General features: G+C 66.6%; 19 protein-coding genes and 1 pseudogene. 15 read left to right on the top strand and 5 right to left on the bottom strand.

From position 1 onward, the window contains the following. Nucleotides 1-333: 333 nt before the first annotated feature. The 7 genes from ACPDIX_RS04585 (at nucleotide 334) to ACPDIX_RS04555 (ending at nucleotide 8,155) form a co-directional block, all read left to right on the top strand. Complete coding sequence (locus ACPDIX_RS04585; protein WP_423430605.1) at nucleotides 334-2,829, top strand: ATP-dependent Clp protease ATP-binding subunit; 2,496 nt, start codon at nucleotides 334-336, stop codon at nucleotides 2,827-2,829. Between the two features lie 98 nt (nucleotides 2,830-2,927). Beyond that, the gene (locus ACPDIX_RS04580) at nucleotides 2,928-3,710 is read left to right on the top strand and encodes an MlaE family ABC transporter permease (RefSeq protein WP_423430604.1); all 783 of its coding nucleotides are present in this window, start codon (nucleotides 2,928-2,930) and stop codon (nucleotides 3,708-3,710) included. After that, on the top strand, nucleotides 3,707-4,453 hold the full coding sequence (locus tag ACPDIX_RS04575; RefSeq protein ID WP_423430603.1) for an ABC transporter ATP-binding protein: 747 nt from the start codon (nucleotides 3,707-3,709) through the stop codon (nucleotides 4,451-4,453). The genes ACPDIX_RS04580 and ACPDIX_RS04575 overlap by 4 nt, the downstream gene beginning before the upstream one ends. A gap of 3 nt (nucleotides 4,454-4,456) precedes the next feature. Then, nucleotides 4,457-5,452, top strand: coding sequence for an MlaD family protein (locus ACPDIX_RS04570; protein WP_423430602.1), 996 nt, complete (start codon nucleotides 4,457-4,459; stop codon nucleotides 5,450-5,452). A 6-nt stretch (nucleotides 5,453-5,458) separates the two neighbouring features. Further along, a complete protein-coding gene (locus ACPDIX_RS04565) occupies nucleotides 5,459-6,499 on the top strand; it encodes a PIN/TRAM domain-containing protein (RefSeq protein WP_423430601.1) in 1,041 nt (346 codons plus the stop codon). Next, entirely contained in the window at nucleotides 6,496-6,735 is a 240-nt protein-coding gene (locus ACPDIX_RS04560) for a hypothetical protein (protein ID WP_423430600.1), read from the top strand. The genes ACPDIX_RS04565 and ACPDIX_RS04560 overlap by 4 nt, the downstream gene beginning before the upstream one ends. Further along, nucleotides 6,674-8,155, top strand: a complete 1,482-nt coding sequence (locus ACPDIX_RS04555; RefSeq protein WP_423430599.1) for an FAD-binding oxidoreductase — start codon at nucleotides 6,674-6,676, stop codon at nucleotides 8,153-8,155. Before ACPDIX_RS04560 ends, ACPDIX_RS04555 begins: the two co-directional genes overlap by 62 nt. Nucleotides 8,156-8,161: 6 nt before the next feature. Here the strand turns inward: ACPDIX_RS04555 and ACPDIX_RS04550 are convergent, their stop codons facing one another. Both ACPDIX_RS04550 and ACPDIX_RS04545 read right to left on the bottom strand, forming a co-directional pair. Beyond that, a complete protein-coding gene (locus tag ACPDIX_RS04550; protein ID WP_423430598.1) occupies nucleotides 8,162-9,103 on the bottom strand; it encodes a DNA-3-methyladenine glycosylase family protein in 942 nt (313 codons plus the stop codon). After that, nucleotides 9,081-11,315, bottom strand: a complete 2,235-nt coding sequence (locus tag ACPDIX_RS04545) for a phosphatase PAP2 family protein (RefSeq protein WP_423430597.1) — start codon at nucleotides 11,313-11,315, stop codon at nucleotides 9,081-9,083. Before ACPDIX_RS04545 ends, ACPDIX_RS04550 begins: the two co-directional genes overlap by 23 nt. A 111-nt stretch (nucleotides 11,316-11,426) precedes the next feature. Here ACPDIX_RS04545 and ACPDIX_RS04540 point away from each other — a divergent pair, with 111 nt between their 5' ends. From ACPDIX_RS04540 to ACPDIX_RS04505, 8 genes are all read left to right on the top strand, one after another. Then, the gene (locus ACPDIX_RS04540) at nucleotides 11,427-12,305 is read left to right on the top strand and encodes a YicC/YloC family endoribonuclease (RefSeq protein WP_423430596.1); all 879 of its coding nucleotides are present in this window, start codon (nucleotides 11,427-11,429) and stop codon (nucleotides 12,303-12,305) included. Further along, entirely contained in the window at nucleotides 12,302-13,009 is a 708-nt protein-coding gene (gene gmk / locus ACPDIX_RS04535; protein ID WP_423430595.1) for a guanylate kinase, read from the top strand. Before ACPDIX_RS04540 ends, gmk begins: the two co-directional genes overlap by 4 nt. Before the next feature lie 94 nt (nucleotides 13,010-13,103). Further along, nucleotides 13,104-13,694, top strand: coding sequence for a flavoprotein (locus tag ACPDIX_RS04530; protein WP_423430594.1), 591 nt, complete (start codon nucleotides 13,104-13,106; stop codon nucleotides 13,692-13,694). Next, nucleotides 13,691-15,337: a sensor histidine kinase gene (locus ACPDIX_RS04525; protein WP_423430593.1), complete on the top strand. Its 1,647-nt coding sequence runs from the start codon at nucleotides 13,691-13,693 to the stop codon at nucleotides 15,335-15,337. The genes ACPDIX_RS04530 and ACPDIX_RS04525 overlap by 4 nt, the downstream gene beginning before the upstream one ends. A gap of 94 nt (nucleotides 15,338-15,431) precedes the next feature. Next, nucleotides 15,432-16,871: a sigma-54-dependent transcriptional regulator gene (locus ACPDIX_RS04520; RefSeq protein WP_423430592.1), complete on the top strand. Its 1,440-nt coding sequence runs from the start codon at nucleotides 15,432-15,434 to the stop codon at nucleotides 16,869-16,871. Beyond that, complete coding sequence (locus ACPDIX_RS04515) at nucleotides 16,868-17,374, top strand: hypothetical protein (RefSeq protein WP_423430591.1); 507 nt, start codon at nucleotides 16,868-16,870, stop codon at nucleotides 17,372-17,374. The genes ACPDIX_RS04520 and ACPDIX_RS04515 overlap by 4 nt, the downstream gene beginning before the upstream one ends. A 12-nt stretch (nucleotides 17,375-17,386) precedes the next feature. Further along, nucleotides 17,387-18,256 (top strand): presqualene diphosphate synthase HpnD, encoded by an 870-nt coding sequence (gene hpnD, locus ACPDIX_RS04510; protein ID WP_423430590.1) that lies wholly within the window; start codon nucleotides 17,387-17,389, stop codon nucleotides 18,254-18,256. Between the two features lie 88 nt (nucleotides 18,257-18,344). Continuing rightward, nucleotides 18,345-18,878, top strand: a complete 534-nt coding sequence (locus ACPDIX_RS04505) for a ribonuclease H-like domain-containing protein (RefSeq protein ID WP_423430589.1) — start codon at nucleotides 18,345-18,347, stop codon at nucleotides 18,876-18,878. 42 nt (nucleotides 18,879-18,920) lie between these two features. Here the strand turns inward: ACPDIX_RS04505 and ACPDIX_RS04500 are convergent, their stop codons facing one another. The 3 genes and pseudogenes from ACPDIX_RS04500 to ACPDIX_RS04490 all read right to left on the bottom strand — a co-directional run bounded on the left by ACPDIX_RS04500 (nucleotide 18,921) and on the right by ACPDIX_RS04490 (nucleotide 20,662). Next, entirely contained in the window at nucleotides 18,921-19,490 is a 570-nt protein-coding gene (locus ACPDIX_RS04500) for a hypothetical protein (protein ID WP_423430765.1), read from the bottom strand. A gap of 278 nt (nucleotides 19,491-19,768) precedes the next feature. Continuing rightward, a pseudogene (locus ACPDIX_RS04495) lies at nucleotides 19,769-19,951 on the bottom strand (AAA family ATPase); the annotation flags it as partial. A 579-nt stretch (nucleotides 19,952-20,530) separates the two neighbouring features. Beyond that, nucleotides 20,531-20,662: an AAA family ATPase gene (locus ACPDIX_RS04490; RefSeq protein ID WP_423430588.1), complete on the bottom strand. Its 132-nt coding sequence runs from the start codon at nucleotides 20,660-20,662 to the stop codon at nucleotides 20,531-20,533. Nucleotides 20,663-20,820 lie beyond the last annotated feature (158 nt).

The following is a 20,820-nucleotide window of genomic DNA, read 5'->3' as shown; positions in this document are numbered from 1 at the left end:
GATGGATGCAAACTGTGCATCTTGGCGGCGAAGGTCGCATCAGGCCCTGCAACCGTCTGCCCGGTGAGGCGTTCGAGCCGGTGCGCGACTTGGCTGCAGGGGCGGAGCCGGAAACCGGAGGGGGTGCAGAGGGGTGCGACCGGGCCGGGCATCCGCGGCGCGAGGGTGGCGGATCCTCGTGCGGGAGTGCGAGGATGAACGTACCGCTTCAGTTCGGGCGGCAGTTGTCCGACAGAATGAAGCGGTGCGGCGAGTGAACCACCTGCGCCAAGCCAGCGAATCCGGGCGCCGCACTGGACAAAGCGGAATGCATGGCGCAACTTGAACGTGGCTATGAGCGAAGAGTCCATGAGCAACTTCACGCCGCGTGCGCAGCAGGTGCTGGCGCTGGCGCGGAAGGAAGCTGACCGATTCAACCACAACTTCGTGGGCACGGAGCATTTGCTCCTCGGTCTGCTGAAGCTGGGGCAGGGCGTGGCTGTCAACGTCCTGCAACGCATGGGCCTTGACCTGGAGTCGGTCCGGATGGAGGTGGAAAAGCTGGTCGGCACGGGTCCGGACCAGAAGATGATGGGGAACATCCCGTTCACGCCCCGCGTGAAGAAGGTGTTGGCGCTGGCCCAGAAAGAGGCCAAGGCGCTCAATCACAGCTACGTCGGCACCGAACACATCCTGCTGGGCCTGCTGCGCGAGGGCGACGGTGTGGCGGCCAAGGTGTTGAAGAGTTTCGACGTGGATCTGGAGCAGACCCGCCAGGAAATCCTGCGCGAGCTGGATCCGAACTTTGCCTCGCAACAGGACGAATCCGGCGGGGAACCGATGGAGAAGCCCGCGGCAGGTCGGAAGGCCGAGGTGAAAACGCCCGCCCTGAAGGCGTTCGGCCGGGATCTGACCGAGATCGCCCGCCGGGGCGAGCTGGATCCGGTGATCGGCCGGCGCAATGAGATCGAGCGGGTGATCCAGATCCTTTGCCGGCGCACGAAGAACAACCCGGTGCTTCTCGGGGAGGCCGGCGTGGGCAAGACGGCCATCGTGGAGGGACTGGCGCAGGAGATCGCGGCCGGCAACGTGCCGGAGATCCTGCGCGACAAGCGGCTGATCACGCTGGACCTGGCGTTGATGGTGGCCGGCACGAAGTATCGCGGCCAGTTCGAGGAACGGATCAAGGCCGTGATGGACGAGATCCGGCGCTCGCGCAACGTGATCCTCTTCATTGACGAGCTGCACACCATCGTGGGGGCCGGCTCGGCCGAGGGCACGATGGACGCCTCGAACATCATCAAACCGGCCCTCAGCCGGGGCGAACTGCAGTGCATCGGCGCCACCACGCTGAACGAGTACCGCAAGTACATCGAGAAAGACGCGGCCTTGGAGCGGCGGTTCCAGGCGGTCCGTGTGGATGAACCCTCGCCGGAGGAGACGGTTCTCATCCTGAAGGGGCTGCGGCCGAAGTACGAGGAACATCACAAGGTCGAATACACCGACAAGGCGCTGGAAGCGGCCGTGCGGTATTCGGTGCGCTACATCACGGACCGGTACCTGCCCGACAAGGCCATTGATCTGATGGACGAGGCGGGTTCGCGTGCGCGCATCAGCACGATGATCCGGCCGCCGGAGATCAAGGCCCTCGAGGCCAGGATCGAAGAGATCAAGGCCGCCAAGGAACAGGCCATCAAGAACCAGGATTTCGAGGGTGCGGCCGCGATGCGCGACAAGGAGAAGCAGGCCAAGGAAAAACTGGAGGCCCTGCTGCGCGACTGGCGGATGACCCGGGAGGAAAAGCGCGTCCGCGTGGACGAGGAGGACATCCTGGAGGTCGTGTCCAAGTGGACCGGCATTCCGCTGCAGCGGATGGCCGAGGGCGAGATGCAGCGCCTGCTGGCCACGGAGGCCGAGATGGAGAAGGTCATCGTGGGCCAGCACGAGGCGGTGACCGCCATTTGCAAGGCGCTGCGCCGTTCGCGGGCCGATCTGAAGGATCCGCGGCGGCCCATCGGGTCGTTCCTGTTGCTGGGTCCCACCGGCGTGGGCAAGACCCTCCTGGCCAAGACGCTGGCCGAGCAGTTGTTCGGCGACAGCAAGTCGCTCATCCAGCTCGACATGAGCGAGTACATGGAGAAGTTCAACGTGTCGCGGCTGATCGGTTCGCCGCCCGGCTACGTCGGTTACGAGGAGGGCGGTCAGCTGACCGAACAGGTCCGGCGCAAGCCGTACTCGGTGGTGTTGTTCGACGAGATCGAGAAGGCCCACCCGGACGTCTGGAACATGCTGTTGCAAATCCTGGAGGAGGGCAAGCTGACCGACAACGTGGGTCGGGTGGTGAACTTCCGCAACACGATCATCCTGATGACCTCGAACGTGGGTTCGGAGGTGATCCGCCGGCAGGGCACGATCGGCTTCGGTCCGGCCAGCGAGGAGATGACCTACGAACGGATCCGGGAAAAGATCCTGGACGAGGCCAAGCGGGTGTTCCGGCCGGAGTTCTTGAACCGGCTGGACGACGTGATCGTGTTCCGGCCGCTGAACAAGCAGGATCTGATTGCCATCCTCGACCTGGAGGTGGGCAAGGTGCTGAGCCGGTTGCAGCAGCGGAACATCCGGCTGGAGCTGGATGCCGCGGCCAAGGAATTCCTCGTCCAGAAGGGTTACGATCCGCAGTATGGTGCGCGGCCCATGCGCCGTGCGGTGGAGCGGTACCTGGAGGATCCGCTGGCCGAGGAGATCCTGCGCGGGACCATCCACGAGGGCGAGCCGGTGCAGGTCACCGTGGAGGGCGACAAACTGGTGTTCAAGCAGAAGGAACCGGCCGCCGGCGCCCTTTCCGGCTGAGCAGCACGCGCGGAGGCTGTTCCGGCAGACACCTGCACCCTCAGGGGTGCCGGTGTCTTTTGCTTTTGGCCGGGGATCCCGTTTGCTAAAAAGCCGCCATGAACCGGGGATGCGCCTGGTGGACGGACTGGCTGTGCGGTCTGGGTCGGATGGCCCTGCTGGCCCGCGAGGCGTTCGGTTCGCTGTTGCGGGGTCGGGCCCATGCCCGGGACGTGCTGGTCCAGATTCACTTCATGGGGGTGAAATCCCAGTCGGTCGTCCTCGTCACCGGCGCGTTCACGGGAATGGTCCTGGCGGCTCAGACCTTCTTCCAGTTCCACAAGGTCAAGATGGACACCGCCACGCTGGCGGTGGTGAGCGTGTCCATGTGCAGCGAACTGGGCCCCGTGCTCACCGGTTTGATGGTGGCGGGGCGTGTGGGGGCGGCCATTGCGGCCGAGCTGGGGACCATGCGGGTGACCGAGCAGATTGACGCGTTGCGCACGCTGGCCACGCATCCGGTGGATTACCTCGTGGTGCCCCGGCTGTTGGCGGCGCACATCGCGTTGCCCCTGCTGACCGCCGAGGCCATCACCGTGGGCATCGGGGCCGGTTATCTGGTGGGCGTGGGTCTGCTGGGGATCGACGCCGCGTATGCCTGGCACAACATGCTGCGTTACACGGGCGTGATTGACGTGACGATCGGCCTGATCAAGGCGGTGATCTACGGCGGGATCGTGGCCCTGGTGGGCTGTTACAAGGGGTTGAACTGCGGGCTGGGCGCCGAGGGGGTGGGACGGGCCACAACGGAGGCGGTGGTGGTGGCTTCGATTTCCATCCTGGTGGCCAATTTCTTCCTGACGCTGGGGTTGACCCCGCTGCTGACCGCCCTGGGGTTATGATCGAGGTGCGCGGTTTGAGCAAGCGGTTCGGCTCGCAGACGGTCCTGGAAGGGATCGATCTGCACATCGAACGGGGCGAATCGGTGGTGATCATCGGGCGCAGCGGCTGCGGCAAGAGCGTTTTGCTCAAGCACCTGATCGGTTTGCTCCAGCCCGACGAGGGTTCGGTACGGGTGGACGGCCAGGAGATCACCCGCATGGACGAACGCCGGCTGCTGGAGGTCCGCCGCAAGTTCGGCATGCTGTTCCAGAACGCGGCCCTGTTCGACTCTCTCACGGTGGCGGAAAACGTGGCCTTTGCGTTCCGCAACCGCCGGGACCTGACGCCGGGCCAGATCGCGCGCCGGGTGGCCGAGGCGCTGGAGCTGGTGGACCTGCCGGGCATCGAGCAGAAACGACCGGCGGAACTGTCGGGCGGCATGCGCAAGCGGGTGGGACTGGCCCGGGCCATCGTCTACCGGCCGGAGATCCTCCTGTACGACGAGCCGACCAGCGGTCTGGACCCGATTGTGTCGGATTCCATTGACCAGCTGATCATCCGCATCCGCGATCATCTGCGCGTGACCAGCGTGGTGGTGACGCACGACATGCGCAGCGCGCGCCGGGTGGGCCATCGCGTGGCCATGCTCCACGAGCGTCGCATCTACGCGGTGGGCCCCACCGAGGCCATCTTTGCCTCGACCGATCCGGTGGTCCGGCGTTTCATTGACGGCGTGTCGGATCCGAAGCATCCGGACTTTTGAGCCATGGAAAACCGTTCCCTCGAATGGAAGGTGGGCGTGTTCGTGGCGGTGGGACTGCTGTTGCTGGCGGCCCTGCTGGTGAGTTTCAGCAAGGGGGTCACGCGGTTCGCCCGCACCTACGAGCTGTACCTGCGCACCACCGACATCGGCGGGATCAAAAAAGGCGCAGCGGTGCTCATGGCCGGCTATCCGATCGGGAATGTGACCGACCTGTCGCTGGATCCGGACACGGGTGTGGCCCGGTTGCGGCTGGAGATTCTCGAACAGTACCGGATCCGCACCAATGCCCTGTTTGTGATCGAGCAGAGCGGGTTTCTGGGGGACCAGTACGTGGCGATCTACCCGGGCACCAACGGCGCCGCACCGTACCTCGAGCCCGGTCAGGAGGTCGAATGCCCGCCGCCGTTCAACCTCCAGCAGACCGCAAGGGACGCCAGCGGGTTCATCCGCCGCATCGATCAAACTGCGCGGCGGCTGGACGCCACCATCGCCGACATCCGCCGTCTGGTGCTCAACGAACCCACGCTGGTGCAGGCCTCCAACACGCTCGATCAGCTGGCCGCCTTCTCCGCCCGGGCGGCCCGCGCGATGGACCGCGTGGACCGGATCCTGCAGGAGCAGACGCCCACGGTGGAGACGGCCCTGAGCAACCTGAACTTCGCCACAGCCGAGTTCGGCCGGTTCACACGCGAACTGAACCGCACCCTGGAAGCGCACACGAACGATGTGGACGTCATCCTGGACCGGCTCGAATCGGTCTCGGCGCAGGTGGACGCCCTGCTGCAGGATCTGCGGGCCGGCCGTGGCCTGGCCGGGCGGCTGTTCACCGACGAGACCCTGGCCCGGCATCTGGAGGAGATTGCCGCGAATCTCTCCGTCACGACGAGCAATCTGAACCGGTTCGGCCTCTGGCGGCTCCTGTGGAAACCGCGGCCGGAACCGCGGCTGGTGGCGACCAACCGGGAGGCGGTGCGGGCGCCGCACCATCCCTTCCCCTGAACGGCCATGACCATCTGGGTGATTCGGATCTTCTTCCTGGCGTTGTGCAGCGCCGCCGGCTGGGCGGTGGGCGAGCTGCGTCCGGAGTATGCGGGCCACCCATGGTGGGGGATCGTGGCCGGGTTCGGCTTCGGCGGTCTGTTGATCGCGGTGGACGAGATGCTCAAGGGCTTTTCGTTGCGCGCGTTCTCGGCGGTCACGTTCGGACTGATCCTGGGGATGGTGGTGGCCCAGTTGATTGACCATTCGGGCCTGTTCGACAATACCGAGCCGGCCACGCGTTGGTTGGTGCGCCTGGCGCTCTTCCTGGCGTTCGGTTACATCGGCATGGTGCTGGCCATGCGGAGCAACAAGGAGGATTTCTCGCTGATCATCCCGTACGTCCGGTTTGTCCCCCGGGGCTCGGCCGATTCGTGGATCGTCCTGGATACGAGCGTGATCATTGACGGCCGGATCGCCGAGTTGTTGGAGGCCAATTTCCTCCAGGGCACCGTCGTGGTGCCGCGCTTCGTCCTGCGCGAGCTGCATCAGCTGGCCGACTCCTCCGATCCACAGAAGCGCGCGCGCGGCCAGCGCGGACTCGAGATGCTCAACCGGATCCAGAAGACCAGACGCAACGAGGTGCGGATTCACGAGGCCGATTACCCGGATGAAACCGGTGTCGACGCCAAGTTGATCCGGCTGGCGAGCAACCTCGGCGCGCGCCTGTTCACCAACGATGCCAACCTGGCGCGCGTGGCCGGGCTCCAGGGAGTGACCTGCGTGAACCTTCATGAACTGGCCCGGTGCCTGCGCACGGTGCTCCTGCCCGGGGAAATCGTCCGGTTGCGGATCGTGCGCGAGGGCAGGGAACGGGACCAGGGCGTGGGTTATCTGCCGGACGGGACGATGGTGGTGGTGAACCGGGCACGGTCCTGCATCGGCCGCGAGGTGGAAGTGCGGGTGCAAAGCTCGTTGCAAACCGGGGCCGGTGTGATGATCTTTGCCGAGCTGGTGAGCGAATCGGAAGGGTCCGATCCCGGTTCCACGACGGCATCCTCGTCATGAAACTGGTGACAATCGGACGGTTTTTTCAACCGGCGGAGGCGCACCTGCTGCGGGCGCGTCTGGAGGCCGCCGGATTCCATCCGCGGCTCTTGCACGAGGACGCCGCCCTCAGCATGGACGGCTATTCCATGGCCGTGGGCGGCATCCTGGTGCAGGTGCCGGAGAACGAAAGCGATGAAGTCAAGCGATTCCTCCAAAGCTCCGAATCCCCTCCGGAAGACCCGCCCGCCGGCTGAGTGGCTGCGGCGGCTGGAACGATTGTTGCCTGCCGGCGAACTGCGGTGCGACGAGGCCACTCTGGATGCGCATGCGGGCGACAAATGGTTTGCCGCCCATCGGCCGGATGCGGTGGTACTGGCGCGCAGCACCGCCACGGTGGCGAAAACCCTCCGCTTCGCCCACGAACACGGCATCCCCGTGACGGCCCGCGGAGCCGGGCACGGCTACGTGGGCGGTTGCGTCCCGGTGAAGGGAGGGCTGGTGCTGTCCCTGGCACGCATGAATCGCATCCGCGAGATTCATCCCCGGGATTTCGTGGCGGTGGTGGAGGCCGGGGTGATCACGGCCCGCCTGCAGGCCGAGGTGGAAAGGCGCGGCCTGTTTTATCCACCCGATCCGGCCAGCCGGGCGAACAACACCATCGGGGGCAACATCATCACCAACGCCGGTGGACCCCGCTGCCTGAAGTACGGCGTGACGCGGGATTATGTGCTGGGTCTGGAGGTCGTGCTGGCGGACGGGACCGTGCTCCGGCTGGGCGGGCGCACCCACAAGAACAAGACCGGATTCGATTTGCACCGTCTGTTCGTGGGATCGGAGGGGCTGCTGGGCGTGGTCACCGAGGCCACCCTCAAGCTCCTGCCGCTCCCACCTTATCGGGCGAATCTGGCGGTGGGGTTCGACCGGATGCGCGATGCGGTACGCGCACTGCATGAGATCCTGGGCGCCGGATACCTGCCGTCGGCACTCGAGCTGGCCGACGCCTTCACCCTGGAGGCGGCGTATCGCCGGACCGGCAGCGACCGGTTGCGCGGGTGCCGGGCCATGCTCATTGTCGAACTGGACGGGCAGGAACGGTCCGTCCGCGGCGAGGTCAGGCATGTGCGGCAGTTGGTGGCCCGGCACCGGCCGCGGTTCGTTCAGGTGGGCCTGGGGCCCGATGCCTGCGAGGCGGTCTGGCAGATCCGACGCGAGTTCTCCTACGCGCTGCGCGACACGGGCCTGACCAAGTTGAACGAGGACATCGTGGTGCCGCGCAGCCGGTTGGAGGACCTGTTCGACTTCGCGGCCCGCCTGCAAAAGAAGCACGGCATTCCCGTGGCCTGTTTCGGGCACGCCGGTGACGGCAACATCCATGCAAATCTCATGGTGGATTTCCGGAAACCCGGCGCGCGCGAGAACGCCGAGGCCGCGCTGGACGAGTTGTTCCGTCAGGTGCTGGCCTGGGGCGGGGCGATCACCGGTGAGCACGGCATCGGTCTGGCCAAGCGGAGGTGGTGGCCGCTGGCGGTCGGCCCGGAGGTGCGGGAGCTGCACCGGCGCATCAAAGAGGTGCTGGACCCGCGGGGGATTCTCAACCCCGGCAAGTTCCTGGAAATGGAGGCTGAGACCGAGCCGGCGCAGCCACGCGGGCGGCGTGCCGGACCGCGGGCGTGAAGAGTGTCACATGGCGGCCCCTGCGGGTCGGTGTGGACGGGAAAACCGTCCGGCAACGCGGCGGTCGTGAAAGAGATATTGTTGGGCGTAGCCCGCGTACCGGCCGAAATGGCGCCGGCCGAACCGGGCCACCACCTCCTCCGAGACGGGGCGGCCGCCGAAGTAACGTTCCTGCATGACGCGCTTCACCCAGGTGTCCACGGGAAACGCCTCCAGGAAGCCGAGACCGAACAGGCAGACGCAGTCGGCGATCTTGGGGCCCACGCCGGGAAGGGCCAGCAGCTGCTCGCGCGCTTCTTCATAGGGCCGGCGCGGCAGCTCGTCCAGGGGGAGTTTCCCCTCGGCCACGGCCCGGGCCGCGGCCAACAGGAAGGGGGCACGGAACCCGGCACCGCAGGCGCGCAGTTCCGATTCCGATGCGGCGGCCAGCCGCTCCGGTGAGGGGAACGACCAAAGGCGGGGCCCGGTCGCAGGGCCGGGGACGGGTCGGCCCCAGCGGCGGCAGAGCCGTTCGATGACCTGGCAGATCTGGACGATCTGTTTGGCGCTGGAGAGCAGAAACGAGGCGAGACATTCCCACGCAGGCTGCCGGAGCAGGCGCAGCCCGTGCCAGCGCCGGATGGCCTCGTGCAGGTGCGGATCGTCAGGAAAGGTGGCGCAGACGGCTTGCAAGGAGGTTCGAATCTGGAGGTAGTTCTCCAACCGGGCCAGGTCCTGCTCCCGGCCCCAGGCCCGGGCGGTGAGAAGCGTTCCGGTTTGAACGAGCTCGATCCTGCGCCCCTCGATCACGCCCAGCCAGCCGGGCCCGAACCGGCGCCACCGGAAGGTCTGACCGCACTCCAACGTCAGGTCCAGCCGGTAATCCGGGATGTGCCAGGCGGTTTGCAGGACCTCTTCCCGTGGGGCTGACGGGGGCTGGCCGGGGTCAGCGCAGGTTGCGGCACGCATAGAGTTGGACCCATTGCTGGGGTTGGCCTTTCCAAACGGCGGGGAACACGCCCAGACTGGTCACCTCGTCGAACTGTTCGCGCAGCACGGGCGGCGGGTCCCTCGGTTCGGGTTTGCGCCAGCGCCACCGGGGATCGGTGGGCGAGCGGAGCCAGTCCGTGGCACGGACCTTGACCTTCAACCGTTGCACGAAGATGGCGTTTGCACCTTTGAGCTGCTCGTATCCGGGCCAGAACCAGAACTGGTTTTTCGGCCGGGGCGTGGGCAGGCAGTAAACGATGGGCTGATCCGGCAGACCGGCCCGTGCTTCCGGGAGGTAAAACGTCATCAGGCTGGTGATGCCGTAGTGGTCGCCGATGAGGATCACCGGCCGGCCCTCTGCCAGCAGCTTTTGCCGTTCCCGGTTGGCGAGTTCGGCGGTTTCCCTCCACCCACGTACGCGGTGGAGGGGGTCCAGACTCAGTGGAAGGACCAGTCCGGTGGCGCGGGTGATCAGCCGGCTGTCGTGCATGGGCACCAGCATGAGCAGGCCCAAACCGAGGCCGACGCCGAAGGCGCGCCGGTACCAGAGTTGCCAGGTGGGCCGTTGGAGGTGCGCGTACACGGCCGTCAGGGCCAGCAGGGGCAGGACGGATGGCGCGATCCAGTTGGGCATCACCCGGGAGTGCAGGGTCCAGCCCAAGTAAACGAGGAAGACGGGAGCGCCCATGCTCAGCAGGTAGAGCAGGCGCGGCTCGTTGCGGCACCGCCGGACCACGCCCACACAGGCGAGGATCATGGCGCCGAACCAGACCGGGTTCCAGAGCGCCGCTTCTGCGGCCAGAAACTCGCCCAGGTAACGGAGGGTGAAATGCCAGGGCTGGTCCACATTGGCGTCCTCGGCCACGTGGCGGACGGTGACCCAGCCGTGTTGCCAGTTCCAGATCAGCGGGGGCAACAGACAAACGGCGTTGACCACCAGGGCGAGGTACGGCCCCGGCCTGCGGAGGTGGGCCCTGGCCGGTGGCCAGATGGCGAACCAGACGATCCAACTCAGCCATTGCATCAGGGCCGTGTACTTGCTGAGCGAGCCGAGGCCCATCCAGAGCCCCACCCAGAGCCAGTCACGCGCACGGCCCTCCGCGCCGGAGGCGCGCCAGCCGGCGATCATGGCCAACGTCCAAAAAAGCACGTTCCACGGGTCCACCGTCATCAGCGTGCTGCCCACGCCGAGCAACGGCGTGGTGAGCACCATCAGCAGGAACAGCACCGCGCCACGGGCACCGATCCAGCCGGCCAGGAAACGGAGCAGCGTCAGCCCGAGCACGGCGCCGATGAGCGGAGGAAAGAACCTCACACCGAAATGCGTGTCGCCCCAGAGATGCGTGCTCACCCGGTGGCTCCAGGCGATCAAGGGCGGCTTGCTGTAGTAGGACAGGGCCGGACGCTTCGACCAGAGCCACTGGTAGGCTTCGTCCTCCGAGAGCTGGATGATGTCGCCGGCCACGTACCACCATCGCCCCAGCAGGAGGATGCCGATCAGGATACAACCGGCGCGCAGCCAATGGGTTTCCTCGTTCCGCCGGGCCTGTTCGGAGCCCGCCGCGACCGAATCCGCGGGCGGCTCGGCGGGCCAGGGAGGAATGATGCGCGGACAACGCTCGTGCCAGAGCGGGAACCAGCGTCGGCCGATTCGTTGCCAGGCCTCGTTCAGGGCCAGCGTGCCTGCCAGCGCGTAGCCGCTGCCCAGAACGGCTCCGGCCAGCACGTCCGAGGGGTAATGGACACCGTTGTAAACGCGTGAATAGGCCACGGCAGCAGCCATGGGGAACATGAACCGCCAGCTTCGCCGGTAAAACAGCGCCAGGACGGTGGCGCCGGCAAACCAGTTGAAGGCGTGTCCGGAGGGCATGCTCTTGCCACGGTTCTGGCCGCTGCCCGTGCGGGATTCGACCCCTTCGAGTGCGGCGAAGGGGCGGGGCCGGCCCACGGCCTTCTTGATGGTGTTGCAGACCAGGCCGTCCCCGGCGGGCAGCAGGAGCAGCAACATCAGCAGGCAAAGCCGGGCCCGCCGGCCGCCCTTCACAAGCATGCAGGCGGCCACCGTGATCACGGCGGGATAGAAGAGCGGGTGCCCGCTCAGGAGGGGCATCAACCAATCGAACAGCGGGTTCTGCCACTGATCGTGGATGAGCCGGAACAGGGCAATGTCCAGCGCCAGCAGACTCTCCATTTGGAGGCGAATCTAGCTGAAAGGCGTGTGCTCGAAAGAGCAAAACCGGCCGGCCGGGCCGGATGGATTCCGGATTCGACAACGCCGGTCCCCCCGGGCATGCTGCGGGGCATGCAGTCCATGACCGGACATGGACGGGGGGTATGCCAGCGTCACGGCCTCCGGATCACCGTGGAGTTGAACTCGGTCAATCGCAAGCAGGCCGAGATTTTGCTGACGTTGCCAAGGGATCTGGAAGTGCTGGAGGGTCCGATGCGGGAATGGATCGGCCGGCACATTGAACGGGGTCGGGTCCAGGCACGCGTGCTGGTCGAGTATCTCAACCCGGCGTGGGTGGCCCCGCGCTTGGAACCCGTGGTCGCGGCGGCCTGGGTGGCCGAGCTGCGGCGGTTGGCCCGTCGCTTGGGGATCCCCGAGACGGTGACGCTGGATCACCTCCTGCGCGTGCCGGGCCTTTTCCAAGCCAACGGCCCGCAGGTGCCGTGGGAGAAACTGTGGCCGGTGGCGCGTGCGGCCCTGGACCGTGCGCTGGCCGGCCTGTTGCGGATGCGCCGGCGGGAAGGGGCGCATCTGGAGAAGGATCTGGTGCGGCGCATTCAACGCATGCGGCGTGCGGTGGCCCGGATTCGGGCGCGTGCACCCCGCGCGGTGGAACGCTACCGGAAACAGTTGTTGCAGCGGATCCGGGCGGCCGGCCTGACCGAGGTGACGGGCGAGGACGAACGACTGTTGAAGGAGGTCGTCCTGTTCGCCGAGCGGACCGACATCACCGAGGAACTGACGCGTTTGGAGAGTCATTTCAAGCAGTTCGAGCAATGTCGTCGGAGCCGGCAGCCGGTGGGACGGACCCTGGATTTTCTGGCCCAGGAGATGTACCGCGAGGTGAACACCCTGGGCGTGAAGGCCAACGACGCGCAGATCAGTCGCGAGGTGGTCCGGCTGAAGACCGAGCTGGACCGTTTTCGCGAACAGGTACAGAACGTGGAATGAACGATTCGGTTTCGGATTCGCCATCGGGAGACGTGCCGGGGCGGGCTGCGCCCTGCGCCGGGGCAGCGGGAGGGGCGGGCGCCGGGGAGGCGCCGGTCGGGACGGTGCTGCTGCTGTTGTCGGCCCCTTCCGGTGCGGGCAAGACCACGCTCTGCCAGGAGTTGCTCCGGCGGCGGCCGGGTCTGAGTCGGGTGATCACGTGCACCACGCGGCCGCCGCGTCCCGGGGAACGGGACGGTGTGGACTATCATTTCCTGGATCCGGAGACGTATGAACGGAAGGTGGCGGCGGGCGAGTTTTTGGAGCACGCCATCGTGTACGGGCACGGGTACGGAACCCTACGCCGGGAGGTGCTCGACCGGTTGCGATCCGGATCGGATGTTCTGCTGAACGTGGATGTGCAGGGCGCGGCGGCCATCCGCGCGCGCGCCCGGGAGGATGCCGTGTTGCGGCGCGCGCTGGTGACGGTGTTCTTGACCCCGCCATCTTTGGAGGTTTTGGAGGGCCGGTTGCGCCGTCGGGGGACGGATCCCGAGCCGGTCATCCGGCGGCGGCTGGCCACCGCCCGGACCGAAATTGCCCGGTGGCATGAATTCGATTATCTGATTCTCAGCGGGACAATCGAGGAGGACGTGGCCCGGTTGGAGGCGATTCTGGAGGCGGAAAAACTCCGGGTATGCCGGCAAAAGGCCCCGCTTTTTTGAACGAACAGGGTCGGGGGCGTCCAGCCCGGGCAGCGGCCGCGTGGCGGCGGGCCGGCCCGTGTGGGACGGGGCCGGCTCCGTGGAAGGGGATGGGATGAAGAGCCAGGGCAACATCGTGTTGGGCGTGACCGGTTCGATCGCCGCGCACCGGGCGGTGGACCTGTGCAGTCTGCTGGTCAGGGCCGGTTGCGAGGTGCACGTGGTCCTGACAGCTGACGCGCGCCGGTTCGTGACCGAGGTGCCGTTCCAGACCCTGTCGCGAAACCCCGTGGTGACGGACCTGTACGACACGGCCGGAGGCTGGCAACCCACGCACATCCAACTGGCCGATCAGGCGGACCTGTTGCTGATCGCGCCCGCCACGGCCCATACCATCGCCCGGCTGGCACACGGTCTGGCCGACGACGCGCTGACCTGCATCGCCCTGGCCCTGCGGCCGGAGACACCGGTGGTGGTGGCCCCGGCAATGAACGGCAAGATGTGGTTGCACCCGGCCACGCAGGCCAACGTGGAGACCCTGCGCCGTCGGGGGGTGGAGTTCGTGGGTCCCGACACGGGCCTGCTGGCGTGTGGGTACGAGGGGGCAGGCCGGCTTTGGCCGATCGAGCAGATCGCATCACACGTGTTGGCGCGACTGGCGGCCGGACCCGGTGGGGCCGGCACGCCGCCGCCGTCGGTGGCATGAACCGGTTCAAGTCGTGGTTGACCCGGCTGTCCCGCCTGTTGGAGGCCCCGGCGCCGCAGGCGGCGCAACAGGACCGGCGCGTCCAGCGGTTGCAACGCGAGGTGGTGCTGCCGGCCAAGGTGCTGGTCCTGCTGGCCGTCTACCACTACCTGTTGCGGGCCACCTGGGTGGAGGAACCCGACTCCTCGTTCGGCGTGGTGCTGGAGGCGCTGCGGGAGTTCTTCTACGTCTACGTCGGGTTGATCGGGATCTGCTGGGCGGCCTTTCTGTGGGTGCGTCGTTTCCCACCGGGCACGGTCCAAGGGCTGTCCTTCCTGCTCGGTTTCGCGGACGGATTGTTTCTGGGCGGTCTGACGGTGTTGACCGGGGGATTCGACAGTGTGTTGTACTGGGTCTTTCCGGTTCTGATCGTCCTGAACGCCATCTGCATCCCGCTGGCCACGCCGCAACTGGTGCTGAACCTCCTGCTGAGCGGGTTCTTCCTGCTGGCGGGGCTGGTGGAGCCGAGCCTGCGCAGTCAGGAACTGCCCGTGCCGCAACTGCCGCCGCGGGCCCAGCGTCGGGCTCTGCCGCCCATCCGGCCCGTGGACATCCCGGACCCCTACGCCACGGCGGCGCGCCTGCAACAGGGCAACGACACCCTGGCCCGCCTGCTCTGGCAGCGCGTGCCCGAGGGTGGACGGGAACGAATCCGCGAGCTGTCGCGCCAGCCGGGACAGGAAGAGGCCCTGCGGCAGGCGCTGGCCGAGGAGTTGAATCGCCTGCTGCCCATGTCGCGCTACGTCGTGCAGTCGGAGGAGGTGCCCGAAGTGCCGGGTGAACCGTTTTTGTTGCGACTGGTGATCCTGTGGTTGTTGACCTTTTGTTGCTACGGCGTGCAGGTGTTGGCGGCACGACAACGCCAGGCCGAGGAGGAGGCCAAGGAATTTGCGGCGCGCTCGGCCCAGTTGCATGCGGCGGGCCGGCTGGCGGCCGAGTTCGCCCATCAGATCAAGAACCCGCTGGCGATCATCAACAACGCGGCCTTTGCGCTCCAGCGTTACGTGGGCCGGGAACCCGCGGCGGCCGGTTCCCTGGAGCTGATTCAGGAGGAGGTGGAAAAGGCCGACCGGATCATCACGCAGGTCATGGGCTACGCGGAGCTGAGCGAGGGCCGGGTGGAAAAGGTGCCGGTGCGCGAGGCCATCGAACGGGCGGTCCGCCGGGTGTTTCCCCCCGGGCTGGAGACGGGCGTGAAGGTGCGGCTGGATTTGCGCGAGCCGCTGCCGGTGTTGATGATGCAGCCGCGGCATTTCGACGACATCCTGACCAACCTGCTGCAGAACGCCCGGGACGTGCTGGACGGGCATGGCGAGGTGACCGTGTCAGCCCGGTGCATCTCGGATTCGGTCCTGGAGGTGGTGGTGAGCGACAATGGCCCGGGCATACCGGCCGACAAGCTGGAACGGATTTTCGAGCCCTATTTCACCATGCGGCCCAAGGGGACGGGGCTCGGCCTGGCCATCGTCAAGCACAACACCGAACTGTACGGCGGGCGCGTCCGGGTGGAGTCGGAGCTTGGAAAAGGGGCGCGGTTCACCGTAACTTTCCCTGTCCGGACGATGGAGGGTCCCTCGCCGGACGGGACCGGCCAGGCTGCCTGAACCGGGCGGTGACCATCCGGCACGCGCGACCTGTTTCGCAGGCGGTCTCGGGGCGGGGGAAGGCCTTCCGGCGGGTCCGGCTGGAACGGTGTTCATGAAACCGGCGTTGCCACCCTTGCTGGTCGTGGACGACGAGCCCAACCTGCGGCGCTCGTTGCGGGCGTTGTTGGAGCCGGAAGGTTACGACGTGCGCGACGTGGAGTCCGCCGAACAGGCGCTGCCGCTGCTGGCCGAGGAGGAGTTTTTCCTGGTGATCACCGATGTGCGGCTGGGCGGCATGAACGGGTACGATTTCCTCACGCGGGTCCGGCAGCGGTGGCCGCATCTGCCGGTGCTCATGATCACGGCATACGCCACGCCCAAACAGGCCGTGCAGGCGATTCGGGCCGGTGCGTTCGACTACCTTCCCAAGCCCTTTGCGCCGGAGGAACTGCTCCACGCGGTGGAACGGTGCGCCGAACACTGGCGTCTCAAACAGGAAAACCTGAGGTTGCGCAGTCAAGTGGGGGTGGTGACCGACCTGTCGCAGATCGTGGGCGAGTGCCCCAAGATCCGCGAGCTGCGCCAGATGATCCAGACGGTGGCCGCCACCGATGCGCGGGTGTTGATCCTGGGCGAGAGCGGCACGGGCAAGGAGCTTGTCGCGGGCGCCTTGCACGGGTTGAGCCGGCGTCGCGATGCGGCCTATGTGCGGATCAATTGCGCCGCCATCCCGGACACGCTGCTGGAGAGCGAGTTGTTCGGGCACGAAAAGGGTGCCTTCACCGGTGCGCTCCGGCAAAAGCCGGGTCGGGTGGAGGAGGCCGACGGGGGCACGCTCTTCCTGGACGAGATCGCCGACATGAGCCGTCCCCTGCAGGCGAAGTTGCTGCGGTTTTTGGAGGACGGCACGTTCACGCGGGTCGGCGGCACGCAGGAATTGCGGGTGAACGTGCGGGTCATTGCGGCGACCAACCGCGACATTGTCCGGGCCATTCACGAGGGCCGGTTCCGGGAGGACCTGTTCCATCGGTTGAATGTGGTTCAGTTTCGCCTGCCGCCCTTGCGGGAACGGGGTGAGGACGTGCTCCTGCTGGCGGAGCATTTCCTGCGTCAGTTCAAGCAAACGCTGGGCCGGAACGTCCGCGGGTTCACCCCGGCGGCCCGCAAGAAGTTGCTGGCGCACTACTGGCCGGGCAACGTGCGCGAACTGCGCAACGTGATCGAACGGGCCCTGATCCTGGAGACCGGCCCGGAGATCCAGGCCACCAGTCTGCCGGATTTCGAGCTGGAAGCGCGGTTGCACGCGCGGGGCGAGGAAGAGGCGGCGCCCGCCATGCCCGCCCCGGGCCAGACGCTGGACGATCTGCTGGCGGCCTACGAAAAGCGGTTGATCCTCGCCACCCTCGCGCAGTGCCAGTATAACATCGGCCGGGCGGCCGAGCGGCTCGGTCTGAGCCGGCACGCCCTGCGTTACCGCATGCAGCGGCTCAACATCCAATCCGAACCCGATGCGGAACCCGCTTCGGCGGACACGCCGATCTCCTCGCCATGAGCCTGTCCGACCTGTCTGCCCTGTTCCTGGCTTCGACGCCGCTGGTGCCGGCGCCGACGGTGGTGCCTCCTCCGCCGCGGTGGGGATCGCAGTTTCGGGATTTCCTGCCCATCCTCGGGGCGGTTGCGGTGCTGACAATGATCCTCATGACCTGGCTGGCCATTGTGCGCGGTCGCCGTCGCCGTCGCCGGCACGGCAGCCAGGGGGGTGAAACCCTGGTCCGGTATCGCTCGCCCAAGTTGGATGACACCGGCCTGTTGTCGCTGCTGAAACCGCGCCGGCGCAAGAAACGGCGGAAACACCGTTATCACCATCGGAATCCCACCCTGGCCGAGACGGGCGGTCTGCCGCCAATCCGCCAGCCGGCCGGTGGCGGGGCGGCCCCGCCGGCCTCCGGGACCGGCGCCAGTGCGGTGCCGCCCGGCATCCCTCCGGCCGCTTCTCCCCCGCCGCAGGGGCCGTCCGCCGGACCGGCCGGGCCGGGCGCGCCGGCCGCTTCCTGAAGATTCCGGGGCATGCAAGAGAGCCGGCGGATCACCCAGCGGAGTAGGTCCAACCTCGCGCTGGCGTTTTGTCTGTTGCCGCGCACGACGCGTGACGACATGGCCGTGTTGTACGCCTTTTGCCGCGAGGTGGACGATGTGGCCGATGCGCCCGGGCTCCCGGAGGAGGAACGCCGGGCCCGGTTGGAAGTGTGGCGCGAGGATCTGGACCGCGCCTACACCGGTCAACAGCCGCGATTGCCGGTTTGCCAGGAACTTCAGCCGGTGATCTTCTGGTATCGCCTGCCGCGAACGCTGTTCGACGAGCTGCTGCGTGGCGTGGCGATGGATCTGGAGATCCGGCGCTATCCCACGTGGGATCATCTGGAACTCTACTGTCACCGGGTGGCTTCGGTCGTGGGTTTGCTGAGCCTGCCCATCTTCGGGTGCCGCCATCCGGCCTCGCGCGACTATGCCGTGGCCCTGGGGCGGGCGTTGCAATTGACCAACATTCTGCGGGACGTGGCCCACGACGCGGCCCGCGACCGCATCTACCTGCCCTTGGAAGAGCTGCGGGCCACGGGCGTGGCCGAGGGGGACATCCTGTCGGGCCGGTACACGCCGGCTTATGCCGAGCTGGCGCGGCGGGTCGCGCGCCGTGCGCGGCGCTGGTACCGGGAGGCCCGTGACCGGCTTCCGGAGGAGGATCGGCGCGCCCTGATCGCGGCGGAACTGATGGGGGCGGTGTACTGGCGGGTGTTGAAACGGCTGGAACGCCGCGGTTTCAACGTGTTCGAGGGCCCGGCCGTGCGCGTGCCCACCTGGCAGAAGGCGGCGCTGGTGTGGTTGACCTGGCTCCGGTATGCGCGCCAACAGCCGGTGTCCGATTACGGATGGGACTGAGAATCGGCGCGGGACGCCGCCCGTGGCGGCCGTCCGGCGGGCTCCGACCTTGCCAGCGGCCTGCCCGGCCGGTTTCATGCTGCGAACCGTGAAGAACATCGTTTACCTCGATCTCGAGACGCAGAAATCGGCCGGTGAAGTGGGTGGCTGGGGTCACATCAGCCGGATGGGCATGAGCGTGGGAGTCACCTACAGCACCGCACGTGGCGGGTACGAGATCTATGCCGAGAGCGACGTGGACGAGCTGATCCGGGAGTTGCAGCGGGCGGACCTGGTGGTGGGATTCAACATCCTGCGATTCGATTACGAGGTGTTGCACGGGTACACCGCGCTGGACCTGCGGCAGTTGCCCACGCTCGATCTGCTGGTGAGTCTGCAGGATCATCTGCAGCACCGGCCCTCGCTGGATGCGCTGGTCTCGGCAACGTTCGGCGTGGAAAAGACGGCCGAGGGCACGCAGGCGCTGGAATGGTACAAACAGGGCCGGTTGCTGGAGATCGCGGAGTACTGCTGTTACGACGTCAAACTGACCCGCATGCTGCACGAGTACGGCCGCGCCCACGGCCACGTGTATTACAAAAACCGGCTGGGACGCACTCTCCGGATCCCGGTCTCGTGGTGAGCGGCCGGACAGTCGGACAGACCGGAGTGCGGTTGGTTGGTTTCAACGTCCGGCCTCCACTTGCGGGGCTCCTTCGAGGGGGCGGGCCCGCCGGGCGGTTTCGCAGATGAGGTCCAGTTTTTCGCGTACTTCCGTATCCATCCGCTCCGGCGGGACGAACCCGGCGAGCTGGTGGAAGTCGGATTTGTCGGCCAACTGAGCCAGGCCGAGCTTTTGGTAGAACTTCCGGAACACAGGCTTGAGGAACTCCTCGCTCACGCGCAAATCCGGGCCCCAGGGGTCGGGTCTGCCCAGCCTGGCAAGCGCGTCGGTGATTTCGGCGATCGTCTCTTCCATGGTCTGACGCCATGCCTTTCCGAACAAATCCCCCTGGATGGTACGGCCCTGGGCCTCGGCAAAGGCAAGGAGGGTTTCCTCCTGGCACAAACAGCTTTCAATCTCCCGGCGGCGCCAGGTGGTTTGCGTGAGGTAGGGGTCCCCGGATGGGGTGGCCTCCAACCGGTCGAAAATGGCCAGACCGACCAGGTCTGGCTTTGCTTCGCGCAGGCCGTGGAAATGATCCCTGGCGCGGGCGGGTTGATTGCCGACGTAATGAACAAAAACCCGCTCCAAATATTCGGCGGCCGGATGCCCAGGCGATGAGCCAGGGCCTTCAGGATTTTCAGATCGGTGGGGCCTTCCAGGTAAAGGATCCATCCCGTTTGTTCGGCTTGCAGATAGTCCTCGAACGGGATCTCCTTCAGCGCCTTCAGCACCTGTTGACTGGCACGCCTGTCGATCCGATGCGGCCGGCCGACAAATGCCACCACCACGTCACGACCCGCTGCTTCATTGAGCAGGACCTCGGAATGGCTGGCCGCCAGGATCTGGCTCCCGGTCTGCTCGGCCGCCGTGGACAGCACATCGTAGATCTGACGCTGGCGCAGGATTTCCAGGTGTGCATCGGGTTCGTCGAGCAGCAGAATCGAACCGCGGTAGGCTGCCATGAAGGCAAGGAGTAGCAGGACCTGTTGTTGTCCGCGACCGCTCGAGGAAAGGTCGAGCCGCACACCGGAGGGTGTACGATAGGTCATGGTGATCTCGCCGCGCTGGGGAATGTAGCGGGGCGGATCGAGTCGGATGCTGAAAAGCCGCTGCATGGAGGCGGCCACCTCGTCCCAGAGCTTTTCATTTCGTTCACGGACCAGCCAGCAAAGGTTTCGCAGGACTTCAGCGGTTCGTCCTTCGCCGAGCCGGACCTGGAGGGCACCCTCGTCCACTCTGGTTTCGCTGGTGGCCAGACCGGACATGGGCTGCAGGTAGGCGAGTTTGAGTTGTGCAGCCGCCTGGGGGACGGGAAGGCGCCTGCCCTCGGGACCGACCGGAGTGCGACAGTAAATGGACTCTTCGTTGGCGTAATCAAACTCCAGAGCAGCGCGCCAGGGATTTGCGTCGGGGCCGATTCCCTCGACCTCGATCTCGATCAGTATGTTGCGCGTTTGAGTCCTGGCACCCTGGCGGTGGCCTTCGCGAACATGCAGGTCCCGCCACAGGAGCTTGGCGGTCGGGACCGGGACGGCGATCAGGTCCCTGCGATTCAGGGTCACACCGGCGCGGGCCTCGGGGACCCTGCCGGTGCCGCGCTTTTCGACCCATCGTTGGATGCCTGCGTGTCAGAGCGCCAGAGCCTGAAGTGCCGAGGTCTTGCCGGAGTTGTTCTGGTCCACGAAGAGCACTCGCTGTCCGAGGTCCAGATCCACTTCCTCGAAGAGCTTGAAGTTGCGAATGTGGAGACGGGTCAGCATGGGACAGCCGGCCGAAATCGCCCGTTGGAACCCGGAGCGACCCCGAACCCCGGCCGGGCGCCCGGATCAGCCTTCGGGTCGTTGCCCAGAAAACGACGGTTCACGCGGTCGAGAGTAATCAGCCATTGCATCCCTGGGCAATCAGCTCGGTGTCGGGC

The sequence above is a fragment of the Limisphaera sp. 4302-co genome, from assembly GCF_049537155.1.
In the GTDB taxonomy this organism is placed as follows: domain Bacteria; phylum Verrucomicrobiota; class Verrucomicrobiia; order Limisphaerales; family Limisphaeraceae; genus Limisphaera.
Note: the sequence above shows the minus strand (reverse complement) of the source record. Positions and strands in the feature narration are given on the sequence as shown.

Excerpts from the sequence above, each read along its gene's own strand:
- hpnD (WP_423430590.1), top strand. The coding sequence starts at position 17,387 with ATGCAAGAGAGCCGGCGGATCACCCAGCGGAGTAGGTCCAACCTCGCG.
- ACPDIX_RS04540 (WP_423430596.1), top strand. The coding sequence starts at position 11,427 with ATGCAGTCCATGACCGGACATGGACGGGGGGTATGCCAGCGTCACGGC.
- gmk (WP_423430595.1), top strand. The coding sequence starts at position 12,302 with ATGAACGATTCGGTTTCGGATTCGCCATCGGGAGACGTGCCGGGGCGG.
- ACPDIX_RS04575 (WP_423430603.1), top strand. The coding sequence starts at position 3,707 with ATGATCGAGGTGCGCGGTTTGAGCAAGCGGTTCGGCTCGCAGACGGTC.
- ACPDIX_RS04515 (WP_423430591.1), top strand. The coding sequence starts at position 16,868 with ATGAGCCTGTCCGACCTGTCTGCCCTGTTCCTGGCTTCGACGCCGCTG.
- ACPDIX_RS04525 (WP_423430593.1), top strand. The coding sequence starts at position 13,691 with ATGAACCGGTTCAAGTCGTGGTTGACCCGGCTGTCCCGCCTGTTGGAG.
- ACPDIX_RS04570 (WP_423430602.1), top strand. The coding sequence starts at position 4,457 with ATGGAAAACCGTTCCCTCGAATGGAAGGTGGGCGTGTTCGTGGCGGTG.
- ACPDIX_RS04585 (WP_423430605.1), top strand. The coding sequence starts at position 334 with ATGAGCGAAGAGTCCATGAGCAACTTCACGCCGCGTGCGCAGCAGGTG.
- ACPDIX_RS04550 (WP_423430598.1), bottom strand. The coding sequence starts at position 9,103 with ATGCGTGCCGCAACCTGCGCTGACCCCGGCCAGCCCCCGTCAGCCCCA.
- ACPDIX_RS04545 (WP_423430597.1), bottom strand. The coding sequence starts at position 11,315 with ATGGAGAGTCTGCTGGCGCTGGACATTGCCCTGTTCCGGCTCATCCAC.
- ACPDIX_RS04560 (WP_423430600.1), top strand. The coding sequence starts at position 6,496 with ATGAAACTGGTGACAATCGGACGGTTTTTTCAACCGGCGGAGGCGCAC.
- ACPDIX_RS04580 (WP_423430604.1), top strand. The coding sequence starts at position 2,928 with ATGAACCGGGGATGCGCCTGGTGGACGGACTGGCTGTGCGGTCTGGGT.
- ACPDIX_RS04490 (WP_423430588.1), bottom strand. The coding sequence starts at position 20,662 with ATGCTGACCCGTCTCCACATTCGCAACTTCAAGCTCTTCGAGGAAGTG.
- ACPDIX_RS04555 (WP_423430599.1), top strand. The coding sequence starts at position 6,674 with ATGAAGTCAAGCGATTCCTCCAAAGCTCCGAATCCCCTCCGGAAGACC.
- ACPDIX_RS04565 (WP_423430601.1), top strand. The coding sequence starts at position 5,459 with ATGACCATCTGGGTGATTCGGATCTTCTTCCTGGCGTTGTGCAGCGCC.
- ACPDIX_RS04520 (WP_423430592.1), top strand. The coding sequence starts at position 15,432 with ATGAAACCGGCGTTGCCACCCTTGCTGGTCGTGGACGACGAGCCCAAC.
- ACPDIX_RS04530 (WP_423430594.1), top strand. The coding sequence starts at position 13,104 with ATGAAGAGCCAGGGCAACATCGTGTTGGGCGTGACCGGTTCGATCGCC.